The organism is Quadrisphaera sp. INWT6 (assembly GCF_015390235.1).
GTDB lineage: Bacteria > Actinomycetota > Actinomycetes > Actinomycetales > Quadrisphaeraceae > Quadrisphaera.
Genome location: NZ_VUOH01000001.1, coordinates 757,538 through 773,673 on the forward strand (window position 1 = coordinate 757,538; position 16,136 = coordinate 773,673).

General features: G+C 77.3%; 12 protein-coding genes. 9 read left to right on the top strand and 3 right to left on the bottom strand.

Annotated elements, in window-relative coordinates; translation table 11 throughout:
* The first annotated feature begins 101 nt into the window (after positions 1–101).
* Complete coding sequence (gene dinB / locus F1641_RS03380) at positions 102–1,388, top strand: DNA polymerase IV (protein ID WP_194903415.1); 1,287 nt, start codon at positions 102–104, stop codon at positions 1,386–1,388.
* A gap of 167 nt (positions 1,389–1,555) precedes the next feature.
* Complete coding sequence (locus F1641_RS03385; protein ID WP_194903012.1) at positions 1,556–2,023, top strand: DUF3040 domain-containing protein; 468 nt, start codon at positions 1,556–1,558, stop codon at positions 2,021–2,023.
* A gap of 296 nt (positions 2,024–2,319) precedes the next feature.
* On the opposite strand, the gene F1641_RS03390 is transcribed toward F1641_RS03385, so the two are convergent.
* From F1641_RS03390 to F1641_RS03400, 3 genes are read right to left on the bottom strand one after another with little or no spacing between them, the layout of a single operon-like run.
* A complete protein-coding gene (locus tag F1641_RS03390) occupies positions 2,320–4,650 on the bottom strand; it encodes a transglutaminase domain-containing protein (protein WP_194903013.1) in 2,331 nt (776 codons plus the stop codon).
* Positions 4,647–6,056 (bottom strand): DUF58 domain-containing protein, encoded by a 1,410-nt coding sequence (locus F1641_RS22850; protein WP_194903014.1) that lies wholly within the window; start codon positions 6,054–6,056, stop codon positions 4,647–4,649. Before F1641_RS22850 ends, F1641_RS03390 begins: the two co-directional genes overlap by 4 nt.
* 7 nt (positions 6,057–6,063) lie before the next feature.
* Positions 6,064–7,056: a MoxR family ATPase gene (locus F1641_RS03400; protein WP_194903015.1), complete on the bottom strand. Its 993-nt coding sequence runs from the start codon at positions 7,054–7,056 to the stop codon at positions 6,064–6,066.
* Between the two features lie 241 nt (positions 7,057–7,297).
* On the opposite strand from F1641_RS03400, the gene mraZ reads away from it, so the two are divergent.
* The 7 genes from mraZ to mraY all read left to right on the top strand — a co-directional run bounded on the left by mraZ (position 7,298) and on the right by mraY (position 16,102).
* The gene (gene mraZ, locus F1641_RS22855) at positions 7,298–7,726 is read left to right on the top strand and encodes a division/cell wall cluster transcriptional repressor MraZ (protein WP_194903016.1); all 429 of its coding nucleotides are present in this window, start codon (positions 7,298–7,300) and stop codon (positions 7,724–7,726) included.
* A 359-nt stretch (positions 7,727–8,085) separates the two neighbouring features.
* A complete protein-coding gene (rsmH, locus tag F1641_RS03410; RefSeq protein ID WP_309225350.1) occupies positions 8,086–9,096 on the top strand; it encodes a 16S rRNA (cytosine(1402)-N(4))-methyltransferase RsmH in 1,011 nt (336 codons plus the stop codon).
* Entirely contained in the window at positions 9,093–9,797 is a 705-nt protein-coding gene (locus tag F1641_RS03415) for a hypothetical protein (protein ID WP_194903017.1), read from the top strand. The genes rsmH and F1641_RS03415 overlap by 4 nt, the downstream gene beginning before the upstream one ends.
* Positions 9,794–11,758, top strand: coding sequence for a penicillin-binding protein 2 (locus F1641_RS03420; protein WP_194903018.1), 1,965 nt, complete (start codon positions 9,794–9,796; stop codon positions 11,756–11,758). The genes F1641_RS03415 and F1641_RS03420 overlap by 4 nt, the downstream gene beginning before the upstream one ends.
* 83 nt (positions 11,759–11,841) lie before the next feature.
* Positions 11,842–13,518: a UDP-N-acetylmuramoyl-L-alanyl-D-glutamate--2,6-diaminopimelate ligase gene (locus F1641_RS03425; protein WP_309225351.1), complete on the top strand. Its 1,677-nt coding sequence runs from the start codon at positions 11,842–11,844 to the stop codon at positions 13,516–13,518.
* Positions 13,515–14,999: a UDP-N-acetylmuramoyl-tripeptide--D-alanyl-D-alanine ligase gene (gene murF / locus F1641_RS03430; protein ID WP_194903019.1), complete on the top strand. Its 1,485-nt coding sequence runs from the start codon at positions 13,515–13,517 to the stop codon at positions 14,997–14,999. Before F1641_RS03425 ends, murF begins: the two co-directional genes overlap by 4 nt.
* Positions 14,996–16,102, top strand: coding sequence for a phospho-N-acetylmuramoyl-pentapeptide-transferase (mraY, locus tag F1641_RS03435; RefSeq protein ID WP_194903020.1), 1,107 nt, complete (start codon positions 14,996–14,998; stop codon positions 16,100–16,102). Before murF ends, mraY begins: the two co-directional genes overlap by 4 nt.
* Positions 16,103–16,136 lie beyond the last annotated feature (34 nt).

Below are 16,136 nucleotides of genomic sequence, written 5' to 3' on the forward strand. Positions count from 1 at the left end.
GGGTCCAGAACCGCAGCCGAGCGCCTGGTTGCGGTTCCCGTGGGGTCCAGAACCGCAGCCGAGCGCCTGGTTGCGGTTCGGGGAGTCGGGGGTGGGGGCTCGTGAGCCGCAGCCAGCTCGCGCGGGCCGACCTCGACCCCGCGGTCGCCGCCTCCGTCGCCGGCCTGCGCTCGCACACCCCCGGCGACGCGAGCGCCGGCTGCACCGTCCTCCACGTCGACATGGACGCCTTCTACGCCTCCGTCTCCCTGCTCGACCGCCCCGACCTGCGCGGCAAGCCGGTGGTCGTCGGCGGCGGGTCCAGCCGCGGCGTCGTCCTGTCGGCGACGTACGAGGCCCGCCGCTCCGGCGTCCACTCCGCCATGCCCATGGCCCGGGCCCGGCGGCTCTGCCCCGACGCCGTCGTCCTGCCCCCCGACCCCGACCGCTACGCCGAGGTCTCGGCCGCCGTCGTCGCCCTGTTCACCTCGGTGACGCCGGTGGTCGAGCAGCTCGGCATGGACGAGGCCTTCCTCGACGTCGCCGGAGCCGTCCGCCGCTCCGGCTCCCCGCTGCAGATCGCCACCGACCTGCGCGACAGGGTCGCCGACGAGCAGGGCGTCACCTGCTCGGTCGGGCTGGCGACGACGAAGTCCGTGGCCAAGCTCGCCTCCGGCCGCGCCAAGCCCGACGGCACCCTCGTGGTGCCCGCCCGGGAGGTCGTGGCGTTCCTGCACCCGCTTCCGGTCAGCGCGCTGTGGGGCGTGGGGGAGCGCACCGAGGAGGCGCTGGTCCGCCTGGGCCTGCGCACCGTCGGCCAGGTGGCGCACACCCCCGTCGCCGCGCTGCGCCGGGCCCTCGGCGACGCGCTCGGCACCTCCCTGCACGACCTGGCCTGGGGTCGCGACCCCCGCCCCGTCGTCACCAGCACCGCCGTCGCCGAGCGCAGCACCGGGGCCCAGGAGACCTTCGCCGTCGACGTCGACGACCCCGACGTGGTGCTGCGCGAGGTGCTGCGCATGTCCGAGCGGGTCGGCCGGCACCTGCGCCGCGACGGCAGCGTCGGGCGCACCGTCGTCCTGGTGGTCCGCTTCGCCGACTTCACCACCGTCACGCGCTCGCGGACCCTGCGGGAGGCCACCGACTCCGGGCGCGAGGTCCATGCCGCGGCGACGGCGCTGTGGACGGCGATGGGGCTGCAGCGGGCGCGGATCCGGATGGTGGGGGTGCGCGTCGAGGGTCTCGTGGACGCCGAGCGGGTGCCCCGGCAGCTGCGGCTGGACGAGCCGGAGCGGGGCTGGCGCGAGGCGACGGCCGCCGTCGACGCGGCTGGGCGGCGGTTCGGCAGCGGGGTGGTGGGACCCGCCTCGCTGCTGCTCCCGCGCCCCGGGTCGCGGCGCGGGCCGTGATGCAGCGCACACCCGGACGAAGTGGTGCGGATGGGACTGAAGGTGCAGGTGAGGCGCTTTCTCGTGCTCGGGGCGCCCCCGTGGCGCCACGTGGTGGACCGGCTTTCCCCACCCCGTGACGGGACCTATCCTGGGTCTTTCACCGGGGTTGACCGCAGGAGGTCGCAGTGCCGCTGTCCGAGCACGAGCAGCGTCTGCTGGAGCAGATGGAACAGCAGCTGCTGTCTGACGACCCCCGCTTCGCCTCGACCATGCGGGGGCCGCGCCGACCCGGTGGCGGGCGGCGGAACCTCGTCGTCGGCGCCTGCATCGCCGCGGCCGGTCTGGCGATGCTCGTCTCCGCGGTGACGCTCGTCCCGCCGACGCAGCGCTCGTGGGCCATCGCGCTCGGCGTGCTGGCCTTCCTCGTCATGCTGGGCGGCATCCTCTTCGCGGTCTCCGGCGGCGGGTCGTCGGGCGAGGCCGTCCAGGGCGGTCACCAGGGGAGCCCCGGGCAGGGCGGCCCCACCGGTGTGGTCCGGCCCGACGGGCGCACCGCCCCGCGGTCGGCGGCCAAGCCCCGCCGTTCCGGCGGCACCTTCATGCAGCGCCTCGAGCAGCGGTGGGACCGCCGCCGCGACGACCGCTGGAGCTGAGCCCCCACCCACCCCGCACCTCACGACCGAGGGCCCGCACGCCGAGCGTGCGGGCCCTCCGTCGTCTGGGCTCCCGCGCAGGTGGGCCCCCGGGGGATGTGGCGCTCAGGTGCTTGATCGTGGCGGGGAAGGCCTTGCCACGGGGTGACCTCGGGCCTGTGCCCGTGGCCCCGTCGCTGCCCGGGTGGCCCCGTCCGGGAGCGCGATGGGGCCACCTCGGCCCGGGCTCCACGCGCTCGACAGCCGGGCGTCGTGGCGCTCAGGCGCGTGATCGTCGCGGGGGAGGGGGGAGGGGGTCAGCGGCGGCGCAGGAGCGTGGACGCCCAGCGGCGCAGGTGCGCCACCCCGGAGGGCGGCAGGGCGCGCCAGCGCCACGTCGCCGAGCGGGGCCGCTGCGCCACCACGGCTCCGACCACTGTGCGGACGTCGTCGGCGAGGGCCGTGCCCCCGCGTCCGTCTCCCGCCGCCCCGTAGCGGGCGCCCTCGACGGCGTCGACCAGCCGCTCCACCGCGGGCCCGCGCTCGTCACGGCCGCCCGGAGAGCCACCGACCCCGTCGTCGTCAGCCTCGGAGAAGCCCGCCACCAGACGGCGCCCCACCTGCCGCGGGGTCTCCGACGGCGGAACCCGCACCCCGAGGTCACCGACCTGCTCGAGCAGGTCGGCCCAGGCCGCCTCCGCGCGGGCCGCTGACCCCTCGGCCCGGCGCCAGCGGCGGCGGCGCACGAGCGACCTGCTCGCCAGCGGTGCCGCCAGCAGCCCCACCACCAGGGCGAGCACCACCAGCAGCGGCCAGGGCGTTCCGCCCTGCGCCGTCGTGGCCTGCGTCGTCGCCGTCGTCGCGCTCGCGCTCGGGGCCGAGGACGAGCTCGCGCTCGCCGAGGGGGCGGCGGTGGTGGCCCCGCCCGGAGCGGTGCTGGGCGTCGCCGCCTCCACCGGCGGCACGGTCCAGGAGGGGGCGGTGCCGGTGCGGGTGCTCGGCGTGGGCTCGAAGCGCACCCAGCCGGCGCCCTCGAAGTACAGCTCGGGCCAGGCGTGCGCGTCCTGCAGGGTCACCTGCCAGCTGCCGTCACCCAGGGTCGACCCGGGCAGGAAGCCCACCGCCACCCGCGCCGGGATGCCGAGCGTGCGCGCCATCACCGCCATCGCCGAGGCGTAGTGCACGCAGTACCCGGTGCGGTCGGTGAGGAAGTCGGCCAGGGCGTTCGCGGTGCGCGGCTCGGGGGCCTCGAGGGAGTAGGTGAAGCCGCCGGTGCTGCGGAACCACTCCTGCAGCGCCGCGGCCTGCAGGTACTTGGAGGTCTCGCCGCCGACCACCTCCCGGGCCTGCTCGGCCAGCTCGGGGGGCAGGTCGGCGGGCAGCTGGGTGTACCGCTCCTGCACGTCGGCGGGGGCGTCGGGCGCGTCGCGCAGGGCGGCGGGGTCGGGGTCGACCGCGCGCTGGACCACGCGGTAGCTCTGCCCCTCGACGGTCGAGGTGCGTCCCTGGCCCTGGATGTTGAGCGTGCTGGTGTCGACCACCCAGTCACCGCCGACGTCCACCGTCGTCGCGGGGTAGGGCGTCGGCAGCCACCGCTGCCGCAGGGCCTCGACGGTGACGTCGTACTGGACGTCGGTGTACGGGGTGCCCTCCGCGAGCCCGGGCGGGCTGGGGAGCGTGCCGTCGAGCGGCTGGCTGGTGTCGGCCTGCAGCTCGGAGGGCTGCCACACGTCGCCGTCGAAGACGTCGACCGTGACGATCCGCAGGGGGGAGGGCGAGGTTGCATCGGTGCGGTAGCGGAGCACCTCGGCGGTGCCCTGGCTGTCGAGGTCGGAGCGCAGGTCGAGCAGGGGGTTGACCGAGTTCGCCGCCGCGCCGCCGATCCCGCTGCCCGAGCCGGCGGTGAGGAACACCGAGGAGGTGCCCGGCACGAGCGGGGGGACGACGACGGCCGCCACCAGCGCTGCCAGGGCCGTCAGCGCCGCGGCGGCCAGCGGCGCGCCGGAGCGGCCGGCCCCGCCACCGCCACCGCCACCCGGAGACCGGGAGCCGCGCTGCTGCACGCGGCGCCCCCACGCCAGCGCGCGGGCGTCGGCGTCGGCGGTGAGCAGCAGCAGCCACGCCGCCACCGCGAGGGCGAACCACCCCCACGGCAGCCCGCCGGGCGCGAACACCACGGCGATGGCGTGCACCGCGAGGAGCACCGGGCCGGTGAGGGCCGGGGTGCGGGCGCCCGCGGCCAGCACGTCGACGACGACCGCCACCAGGCCGGCGCCCGCGGTCGTGACCATGCGCAGGCCGGGGTCGGCGACCACGGGGGCCGCCTGGGCGTTCACCGTCTCGCGGCCCTCGCGCAGCAGGTCGGACAGCGCAGCCAGGGCCTGCGGACCCGGCAGCAGCCCCAGCACCGCCTGCCCCGGGACGAACAGCACGCACAGCACCACGAGCAGGGCCGCGACCTGGGCCAGCGCCCCCACCCACGCCGGCAGGCGCAGCGCCGTGGCCCCCGCCCCGGTGGCCACGACCACCACCACGGCGACCACCGCCTGGACGAACCAGGCCCAGCCCTCGACCACGGTGGAGAGCCCGGCCGTGGTGGCCAGCACCGCCACCGCGCCGGCCAGCCGCAGGCGCGCCTGGCCGCTCACCGGGCACCCGCCGCGACGCGGTCCGCGCCACCGGAGCGGTCAGAGCGGTCGGCGGCGCGTCGCCACGCGTCGGCCAGCGGCTCGCCCTCGGACAGGTCGAGCACCGACCAGCCGGCGCCCACCAGGACCTCCACCGCTCCGGTGCCCGCGGGCTCGGCGAGCACCACCAGCGCCGCCGAGCGGCGGCGGCCGGCCCGCGGGCGGGTGACGCCGACCAGGCCGTCGGCGTCGGCTCGGGTCAGGCGGCCCGCGACCACGGCCAGCAGCCCCGGCCCGGCCCCGGACTCGCCGCTGCCGCCGGTCACGGCCGCGCCCACGGCGCTGACCAGGACGTCGGGGCCACCCGCCACGACCCGCTGGGGCTCGGCAGCGGCCGCCCCAGACCCGCTCCCCGTGACAGCGGCCGCGGCTGCCCGGTCGGCGGCGGCGTCCTGGCCGGGAGCGCCGGCGGTGGTCACCACGGCCAGGGCCTCCAGGACCGGCTCGCGCCCCAGGGGACCGGCCGGCGAGCGCTCCCCGCCCAGCTCCAGGCGCACCGCGGCGCCCGCGTCGTGCAGGGACACCGCCAGGGAGGCCGCGGCGGTGACCGCGCGCTCGAAGCCGTCGTCGTCGGACCACGCGCCGGGGCGACGGTCGAGCACCACCACGCCGCGGCGCTGGTGGGGCTGCTCGTCCTGCCGGACCATCAGCTCGCCGCGGCGGGCCGTGGAGCGCCAGTGCACGCGGCGCACGTCGTCTCCGGGGCGGTACTCGCGGGTGCCCATGCCCTGCTCGCCCCCGGCGGTGCCGCTGCCGCTGGCCTCGCCCTCGCCGCGGTCGCCGAGGAGGGCGGCCGCGCCGGGCACGTGCTCGACGGCGGGGAGCACGAGCACGTCGTCCTGCCCGCCGGTGCGCGCGGGCAGCTCGCACAGCCCCAGGGGGTCGGTGACCAGCACCTGCAGCGGACCGAGCCGGTGCCGGCCGCGCCGGGGCGGGGTGGCGGTGTAGGCGACGGCGGCCCGGCCCCCGGGGGGCAGGGGGTCGACGGCGAAGCGCGGGGCCCGCGGCCAGCCGGCCGGCAGGCGGTCCTGCGCCAGCAGCACCGGCGTGCCCAGGCGACCGGGGTTGCGCAGGTCGAGGCGCACCCGGCAGGTCTGCCCGACCACGGCGCGGCGCGGGGAGGTGCTGCGGCGCACCGCGGTGCGCGCCCCCGTCAGCGCGGCCACCGCCAGGGCCACCAGCGGCAGGGCGAGCACGAGCACGGCCACGCGCAGCAGCGGCTCCTGGCCCTGCCACAGGCCCGCGGCGCCGAGCAGCACCCCGACCACGACGAGCGCCCGGCCCCGGGGGGTCAGGCCGCGGGCCCGGCGGGCCAGGCGGGCGCCGTCGCGCCCGCGCCGGCCCGGCGCCCCCCGGCCCCTGCCCACCCGGGCCTCAGACCCTGCTCGTGGAGGGGACCGGGACCCTCTGCAGCAGCTCGGCGAGCACGTCCTCGGGGGTGCGCCTGACCGCGGCCGCCTCGGAGGAGAGCACCAGGCGGTGGGCGAGCACCGGCACCACCAGGCCCTGCACGTCGTCGGGGAGCACGTGGCCGCGCCCCTCCAGGGCGGCGACCGCCCGGGAGGCCCGCAGCAGGTGCAGGCTCGCGCGCGGGGAGGCGCCCAGCGAGATCGCGGGGTGCGACCGGGTGGCCGTCACCAGGTCGAGCAGGTACTGCTGCACCGCCGGCGAGGCGTGCACCGCGGCGGCCGCGGCGATGGCGCGGCGCAGCTCGCCCGGGTCGCTGACCGGCTCGAGGTCGGACAGCGGGTCGCGCGCGCCGTGGTTGCCGAGCATGGCCATCTCGCTGGCCGGGCTGGGGTAGCCCATGGAGACCCGGGCCATGAACCTGTCGCGCTGGGCCTCGGGGAGGGGGTAGGTGCCCTCCATCTCCGCGGGGTTCTGCGTGGCCACCACCATGAACGGCCGCGCCAGGGTGTGCGTGGTGCCGTCGACGGTGACGGTGCGCTCGCCCATGCACTCCAGCAGCGCCGACTGCGTCTTGGGGGAGGCGCGGTTGATCTCGTCTCCGACGACGACGTGCGCGAACACCGGCCCGGGCTTGAAGTCGAAGCGGCGCGCCTCGGCGTCGTACACGCTCACGCCGGTCAGGTCGCTGGGCAGCAGGTCGGGGGTGAACTGCACCCGCCGCACGCTCACGCCCGTGGCCCGGGCCAGGGTCTTGGCCAGCATCGTCTTGCCGACGCCGGGCACGTCCTCGACGAGCAGGTGGCCCTCGGCGAGCAGGACGACGAGAGCGGTGCGGACGACGTCGTCCTTGCCCTCCACCACCTGCACCACGGCCTCGCGGACGCGCCCGAGGGTCGCTGCGACGCCGTCTGCGCCGCCGTCGGCGCTCCTCGCGTCCCAGGGGGAGGGGATCGACACGAGCGAACCGTACGACACACCTCTGACAAGCGCCCCGCACGAGCGCAGCGGCCTCCGAGCGGGCTCCCGGCCGGTCTCCCGACGGACCTCCCGACCGACCTCCCGGGCGGCCCCGCCGGCGCCCACCGGAACCGGGGCGGAGGTGGGCCGACCCGGCCCGTGGGTGGAGCGGAGTGGAGTAGCGTGGAGGACATGGGGAGGGTGTGCACGACGCGCCCTCGGACGGGGGAGGGGCGGTCGCGTGTTCGTCGGCACCCACACCCCCAAGCTCGACGACAAGGGCCGCCTGGTCGTCCCCGCGCGCTACCGCGAGGCGCTGTCCGGCGGGTTCTTCCTCACCCGGGGACAGGGTCCGTGCCTGCACGCCTACCCGCGGGCCGACTTCGAGCGCCGGTACGCCGAGCTGCGGGCTGCTGCCTCCGACCCGCGCAGCCGCGACTACCTGCGCGTGGTGCTGGCCGGCGCCTCGGAGGAGGAGCTGGACAAGCAGGGCCGCTTCACGGTGCCCCCGCACCTGCGGACCTTCGCCCGCCTGGAGCGCGACTGCGCCGTGGTCGGCGCGGGCGACCGGCTCGAGGTGTGGGACGAGCCGTCCTGGGGCCGCCGCTCCGCCGAGGCGGAGGCCGCCTACGAGCAGGCGACCCTCGACGGCCTCCCCGGGCTGCTGTGACGGCGGGCTGAGCCGCGCGCCCCGGCTGACCGCACGCCCAGGCCTCCAGCCGCTCCCCGCGTCCTGACGCACCTTCCCCGGTGTCAGGCAGCACGGGCCACTTCCCCGGCCCGACGGAGCGGGTGGGGACCTGGGCGTGCGGTGCGCCTGCCCGCGCCCGGTGGCCGGAGGTCGCTCCCGGAGCCGCCGGCGCTCGGCCGCGACGCGTCCGGGGCCGGCCGGGGTCCGCAGATCAGCGGCCTGATCAGGGCAGGATGGGCGGGGCGGTGCCTGACTCGTCACTTGAGTCACAATCGTCCCGTCAGTAACGTGAGCGCCGTCGATCGCGACGGTGGGTGACCGACCGGGAGGAGCGCGACGTGGACGACGGCCTGCGCGAGCAGCCCCCGACCAGCTCGCGGCACGTGCCCGTGCTGCTCGACCGCTGCGTCGAGCTGCTCGCCCCCGCCCTGCAGCCCGGGGCCCCCGGAGCGGGTGGCCGGGCGCCCGTCGTCGTCGACACCACCCTCGGCATGGGCGGCCACAGCGAGGCGCTGCTGGAGCGCCTGCCCGCCGCCCGGCTGGTGGCCGTCGACCGCGACCCGCAGGCCATCGCCCTCGCCGGGGCCCGCCTGGAGCGCTTCGGCGACCGCGCCACCCTCGTCCGCGCCGTCTACGACGAGCTGCCCGACGTCCTGGCCGACCTCGGCATCCCCTCGGTGCAGGGGGTCCTCATGGACCTCGGCGTCAGCTCGCTCCAGCTCGACGAGGTCGACCGCGGCTTCTCCTACTCCCGCGACGCCCCCCTCGACATGCGGATGGACCCCACCACGGGGATCACCGCCGCCGAGCTGCTCAACACCTACGACGCCCGCGAGATCTCCCGCGTGCTGCACGTCTACGGCGAGGAGAAGTTCGCCCGCCGCATCGCCGACGCCGTGGTGCGCGAGCGCGAGCGCGAGCCCTTCACCGGCACCGCGCGCTTCGCCGAGCTGGTGCGCGACTCGGTGCCCGCCGCCGCGCGGCGCACCGGCGGGCACCCGGCCAAGCGGAGCTTCCAGGCGCTGCGCATCGAGGTCAACGGCGAGCTCGACGCCCTGCGCGCCGCGGTGCCCGCCGCCGTCGACGCCCTCGCCGTGGGCGGCCGCCTCGTGGTGATGAGCTACCAGTCCCTGGAGGACCGGATCGTCAAGCGCGTGCTCGCCGAGGGCGCCGCCAGCACCAGCCCGCCGGGACTGCCCGTCGAGCTGCCCGAGCACGCGCCCCGCCTGCAGCTGCTGACCCGCGGCGCCGAGCGGCCCGACGACGCCGAGCTGGAGCGCAACCCCCGCTCCGCGCCGGTCCGCCTGCGCGCCGCCGAGCGCGTCCGCCCGGCGCGGGGTCGCCGATGAGCACCTCGACCTCCACCCGCACCCCCGCTGCGCGCGCCGCGGGAGCCGCCCGCCGCGCGCCCCGCGGGGGCGCTGCGAGCACCCCCGCGCGGTCCGCCCGCGGCGGGGTCCGGCTGGGCCGCCCCACCCGGGGCGGCGGCCGCCCCGGGCGCGGTCCCGGCGGGGTGCTGCCCACCGGCCGCGCCGCCACCGTCGTGCTCTGCGGCGCGGTGCTCGTCGTCGCCCTGCTGCTCGCGCTGTGGATCAACATCGCCCTCTCGCGCGGCAGCTACGAGCAGCACGCCCTCGAGGCGGAGCGCACCCAGCTCACCGAGCAGCAGCAGGCCCTCGACGAGCACCTCGCCGAGGTCAGCTCGGCCTCCGCGCTCGACGCGCGGGCCAGGGCCATGGGCATGGTGCGCGCCCCCGACTCGGCCTGGCTCGTGCTCGAGGCCCCGCAGGAGCAGGCCGTGGTCGGTGACCCGGAGGCCGCGACCACCCCCACCCCCTCGGCGACGCCCAGCGGCGCCCCCAGCAGCGCGTCGAGCGGCTCCGCCGAGGACGAGGCCGACGACGAGGCCGCCGGCCGGGCGTCGGACGGCCCCAGCGCCTCGGACGCGCCGTCCGCCTCGGGCTCGGCCTCGCCGTCGTCCAGCGCGAGCGGCACGCCCAGCAGCCAGCCCAGCAGCCGACCCACCAGCAGCGCAGGAGGTGCGGGGTGAGCCCGACGCCCACGAAGCCCGCGGCTCCCCGCCCGGGTGGCTCCGCGGCGCGGACGGCCGCTCCCCGGACCGCCCCTCGGACCCCGGCCCGCAGCACCGCCCCCCGGGCGCCGCGCGCGCCCCGGGCGCGCCAGCCGCAGCCGCCGCGGCAGGGTCCGCCGCGGCCCCCGGCCCGCCGGCCCTCCCGCGGGGCGCGGCCGGGCAGGCCCGAGCGCCGCTCCGCCGTCGTGCTGGCGGTCCTCCTGGTGGTGACCACCGTCTTCGCCGGGCGGCTCGTGCAGCTGCAGGCCGTCGACAGCGCCCCGCTCGCGGCGGCAGCCCTGGGCACCCGCCTGCGGACCGACACGATCGCCGCCGAGCGCGGCAGCATCACCGACAGCACCGGCGTGGTGCTCGCCGAGAGCGTCGAGCGGCGCGACATCACCGCTGACCCGAGCCTGTTCTCCGGACCCACGAAGGAGCGGCCGAAGGCGCTCACCCCCGAGGAGGGCGCGGCGAAGCTGGCCCCTGTGCTCGGAATGAGCGAGGCCGAGCTCGTGCCGCTGCTGACGCCGAAGACGACGGCGTCGGGCAACCCGTCGATGTACGTGATGCTCGCCAAGGGCTTCACCCCCGCCCAGTGGCGCGCCGTGATCGCCGTCGGCGTCCCCGGGGTGCGCGGGGTCAAGACCGAGCTGCGCACCTACCCGGCCGGGATCACCGCGGGCAACCTCGTCGGCTACGTCAGCAAGGACGGCACCGCCCTGGCGGGCCTGGAGCTCGCCGAGGACTCCACCCTGACCGGCACGGACGGCGAGGAGTCGTACGAGAGCGGCCGCAACGGCGAGCGCATCCCCCTGGGCGACTCCTCGACCACCCCGCCGGTCGACGGCAAGGACGTGCGGCTCACCCTCAACGCCGACCTGCAGTACTACGCCCAGGACGCCGCGAAGGCCCAGGCGGAGAAGACGGGCGCCGACTGGGTCGCCGTGACCGTCATGACCAAGACCGGCGAGGTGCTGGCGATGGCGGAGTCGGGGTCGATCGACCCGGCGGACCCCGGTGCCACCCCGGAGGCCGACCGCCACAACCGCTCGCTGGAGGACGTCTTCGAGCCCGGGTCGACCGGCAAGGTCATCACGGCCGCCGCGGCGATCGAGCAGGGCCTGGCGACGCCGGACATGCAGCTGACCGTCCCCGACTCGATCGCGCTACCCCGGAACGCGGGCACGATCCACGACTCCCACAACCACGCGCCGGAGAAGCTGACGCTGGCCGGCGTGCTGGCCGAGTCGTCGAACGTCGGCACGATCATGGTCGGCCAGGAGCTCACCCCGCAGCAGCGGTACGACTACCTGCGGGCCTTCGGCCTGGGGGAGAAGCAGCTCGGCCTGCCGGGGGAGACCCGCGGCATCCTCGCCCCCGTCGACGACTGGGACGGTCGCCAGCAGTACAACGTCCTCTTCGGCCAGGGGTACGCCGTGACCGCGCTCCAGGCCGCGCAGGTCTACGCGACGATCGCCAACGGCGGCGTGCGCATCCAGCCGCACGTCGTCGCCGGCACCACCGATGACTCGGGCACCTTCACCCCCGCCGAGAGGCCCGCCGGCACCCGCGTGGTGAGCGAGGCCACGGCGAAGCAGGTGACGAGCATGCTCGAGGGCGTCGTCTCCTCCGAGGGCACCGGCCAGAACGCCGCCGTCCCGGGCTTCCGCGTGGCCGGCAAGACCGGCACGTCCCAGGACCTCCCTGCGACGAAGGCCACGGGCAGCCCCCAGTACACCGCGTCGTTCACGGGCATGGCCCCCGCGGACGACCCGCAGCTCATCGTCTCGGTGACCGTGCAGCACCCGGACTACGCGTACCACTACGGCGGCACCGCGGCGGCTCCCGTCTTCGCCGACGTCATGCAGTACGCCCTCGCGCAGCAGGGCCTCAGGCCGAGCGGAGCGGCGCCCGACCTGGTCCCGCTGAGCTGGTGACCGCGACCCCCGTCGTGCCCCCGCCGAGCGCGGGCTCGGCGAACGCCCCGGTTGCTCCGACCGGGGCGGGTAGCGTGCAGGCCGTGCTCCTCCCACCACGGCCGCAGCACGCCCCCGGGTGCCCGCTGGCCGAGGTGGCGGCCCGCGCGGGCGCTGCCGGCCACGACGGGCCGGCGGACCTCCGGGTCACCGGCGTCGTCCTCGACTCCCGCCGCGCGCAGCCCGGTGACCTGTACGCGGCCCTCCCGGGGGCCCGCACGCACGGCGCCCGCTTCGCCGACCAGGCCGCCGCCGGTGGCGCCGTCGCCCTGCTGACCGACCCCGAGGGCGCCGCGCTCGCCGCCGCCTCCGGCGGTCCGGGGGCCGCGCTGCCCGCCGTCGTCGTGCCCGACCCGCGCGCTGTGCTCGGCGCCACCAGCGCCCTGGTGTGGGGCGAGCCGGCCACCCGCCTCCAGCTGCTCGGCGTGACCGGCACCAACGGCAAGACCACGGTGACCACGCTGCTGGAGTCGGCCCTGGCGCAGCTGGGCACGCCGACCGCGCTCGTCGGCACGGTGTGCACGCGCATCGCCGGCGAGGAGCTGCCCAGCGCCCGCACCACCCCGGAGGCCCCCGACCTGCACGCCCTGCTGGCGCTGGCCGTCGAGCGGGGCGCGCGCGCCGCGGCGCTGGAGGTCTCCAGCCACGCCGTCGTGCTGCACCGGGTCGACGGGCTCGTGCTCGAGGTCGCCGCCTTCACCAACCTCTCCCAGGACCACCTCGACTTCCACCCCACGATGGAGGCGTACTTCGAGGCCAAGGCGGAGCTGTTCACCCCCGAGCGCGCCCGCCGCGCCGTGGTCTGCACCGACGACGCGTGGGGCGTCCGCCTGGCCGAGCGCAGCACCGCCGCCGGGGTGCCGACCACCACCGTCAGCACCGTCACCACGACGGCGGGCGCGGCGGCGAGCTGGACGGTCGACCCGGCGAGCGTGCGCGACCGCACCGACGGCCGCCCCGGCTCCACCTTCGCGCTGCACGCCCCCGACGGCCGCGTGCTCGACGCCGCCAGCCCGCTGCCGGGCACCTTCAACGTCGCCAACACCGCCGTCGCCGTCGCCGTGCTCGCCGCCGCCGGCCACGACCCGGCCGCCGCCGCAGCCGCCCTCGCCGGCGCCGCGGGCGTGCCCGGCCGCATGCAGGTCGTGCCCGGGCCCCAGGGCGCTGCCGGTGGGGGGCCCCGCGGCGTCGTCGACTACGCCCACACCCCCGACGCCGTCGCGGTGGCGCTCGCGGCCCTGCGCCCCTCCACGCCCGGCCCCCTGGTCGTGGTGCTCGGCGCCGGCGGCGACCGCGACCCCGGCAAGCGCGGTGCGATGGGCGCCGCGGCGGCCCGGGGCGCCGACGCCGTGGTCGTCACCGACGACAACCCCCGCTCCGAGGACCCGGCCGTGATCCGCGCCGCCGTGCTCGACGGCGCCCGCTCGGCCGCCCGCTCCGCGGCCGGCCCCGACGTCCGCTCGCCCCGCGTGGTGGAGGTGGCAGGACGGCGCGCCGCCGTGGCCGCCGCCGTCGCGCTGGCCTCCGAGGCGCCCGGGGGCACCGTCCTCCTCGCCGGCAAGGGCCACGAGCAGGGCCAGGAGGTGGCCGGCGAGGTGCACCCCTTCGACGACCGCCTCGTCCTGGCCTCCGCCCTCGCCGACGCCCTGGCCGACGGCCCCGGCGCCGCCGCGGGCACCCCGACCACCAGCACCCGCACCACCCAGGAGGTGGCCCGATGATCCGGATCGCCCTCGGAGACGTCGCCGCCGCCACCGGCGGGCGCCTGACCGGCGGGGCCGACGCGGCCGCCGAGGTCAGCGGCGTCGTCGTCGACTCCCGCGCCGTCGCCTCCGGCGACCTGTTCGCCGCCGTGCCGGGGGAGCGCGTCGACGGCCACGACCACGCCGTCGGCGCCCTCGGCTCCGGCGCCGTGGCCGTGCTCGCCGAGCGCGACCTCGGCGACGACGTGCCCGCCGTCGTCGTCCCGGGCCGCGTGCTCGACGCGCTGCCGGCCCTGGCCCGCGAGGTGCTGGCCCGGCGGCGCGCGCTGCCCGCCCCCTTCGACGTCGTCGGCGTCACCGGCAGCTCGGGCAAGACCAGCACCAAGGACCTGCTCGCCGCCGTGCTGGCGCCGGCCGGCCCCGTGGTGGCCCCGCCCGGCTCGTACAACAACGAGCTCGGGGTGCCGCTGACCGCGCTGCGCGTCGAGGAGGACACGCGCGCCCTGGTGGTCGAGATGGGCGCCCGCGGCAAGGGGCACGTCGCGCACCTGTGCGGCATCGTCGAGCCGCGGGTCGGGGCGGTGCTCAACGTGGGCAGCGCCCACCTGGGCGAGTTCGGCTCGGTCGAGGGGATCGCCGCCGCCAAGGGCGAGCTGGTCGAGGCCCTGCCCGCGGCCGGTGACGGCCTGCTCGACGGCGGCGTCGCCGTGCTCAACGCCGACGACGGGCGCGTGGCCGGCATGGCGACGCGCACCCGCGCCCGGGTGGTCACCACGGGCTGGGGCCCCGACGCCGACGTGCGCGCGCAGGACGTGCAGCTCGACGCGATGGGCCGCGCCCGCTTCGTGCTCACCAGCTCCCTCGGCAGCGCCGGCGGCAGCGCCCGCGAGGTGCCCGTGCAGCTGCTCGTCCACGGCGAGCACCACGTCTCCAACGCCCTCGCCGCCGCCGCCTGCGGGCTCGCCGTCGGCGTCCCCCTCGACGACGTCGCCGCCGCCCTCGGGCGCGCCGGCGCCGCCAGCCCCGGACGCATGCAGGTGACCGAGCGCCCGGACGGCGTCGTCGTGGTCAACGACGCCTACAACGCCAACCCCGAGTCGATGAGGGCCGCCCTGCGCGCCCTGAAGTCCATGCAGCGCCCGGGCGGGCGCACCTGGGCCGTCGTCGGGGAGATGCTCGAGCTCGGCGCCGCCGCGCGCGACGAGCACGACGCGGTCGGCCGCTACGCCGTCCGCCTGGACGTCTCGCGGCTGGTGGCCGTGGGGAAGGGAGCGCGCCCGGTGCACACCGGAGCGGTGCTGGAGGGCTCCTACGCCGAGGAGTCCGTGTGGGTGCCCGACCTGGAGGCCGCCGAGCAGCTGCTCGCCGACGAGCTGGCCCCGGGTGACGTGGTGCTCGTCAAGAGCTCGAACGGGGCGGGGCTGCGGGTGCTCGGCGAGCGGCTCGCCCTCGTCGGTGCCGCCGGCGGCGCGACCGCGGCGGGGGTGACGACGCCGTGAGGGGGATCCTCCTGGCGGGGTTCACCTCGCTCGTCATCGCCCTGTTCGGCACCCCGCTGTTCATCAGGTTCCTGGTGCACCGCCGCTACGGGCAGTTCGTCCGCGACGACGGCCCCACCACGCACCACACCAAGCGCGGCACCCCGACCATGGGCGGCGCCGTCATCATCGGCGCCACCGTGCTCGGCTACGCCGGCGCGCACCTGGTCACCTGGACCCCGCCCACGGCCTCGGCGCTGCTCGTGCTGGGGCTCATGGTGGGCCTGGGCGTGGTGGGCTTCCTCGACGACTTCATCAAGATCTCCAAGCAGCGCAGCCTCGGGCTCCGCAGCGTGCCCAAGCTCATCGGCCAGACCCTCGTGGGTCTGGTGTTCGCGGTGCTGGCGCTGCAGTTCCCCGACGAGGGGCAGCGCACCCCGGCGTCGCTGAAGGTCTCCTTCACCCGCGACACCGCCATCGACTTCGCCCACCTGGGCGCCGTCGCGGGCGTCGTGCTCTTCATCGTCTGGGCGCTGCTCATGGTGGCCGCGACCAGCAACGGCGTGAACCTCACCGACGGGCTCGACGGCCTGGCCAGCGGCGCGACCGCCGCCGTGGCGGGCGCGTTCACGCTGATCGGCATCTGGCAGTACAACCAGAACTGCGAGGTCACGGGCATCCCGACGCCCACCCCGGCGCTCGCGCCCTGCTACAACACCCGCGACCCGCTCGACCTCGCCGTCGTGGCCATCGCGCTCATGGCGGCGTGCATCGGCTTCCTGTGGTGGAACGCCTCGCCCGCCAAGATCTTCATGGGCGACACCGGCTCCCTGGCCCTCGGCGGCGCGCTCGCCGGCCTGGCCATCACCACCCGCACCGAGCTGCTGCTGGTGGTGCTCGGCGGCCTCTTCGTGATCATCGCGCTGTCGGTGGTGATCCAGGTCGGGTTCTTCAAGATGACCCGCAAGCGGGTCTTCAGGATGGCGCCGCTGCAGCACCACTTCGAGCTGGTCGGCTGGGCGGAGGTCACGATCGTGACCCGCTTCTGGATCATCGCCGGGCTCTTCGTGGGCCTCGGCCTGGGCCTGTTCTACGGGGAGTGGGTGGTCGGCAGTGACCTCTGACCTGACCTCTGAGACGACCTCTGGGCGCAGCTGG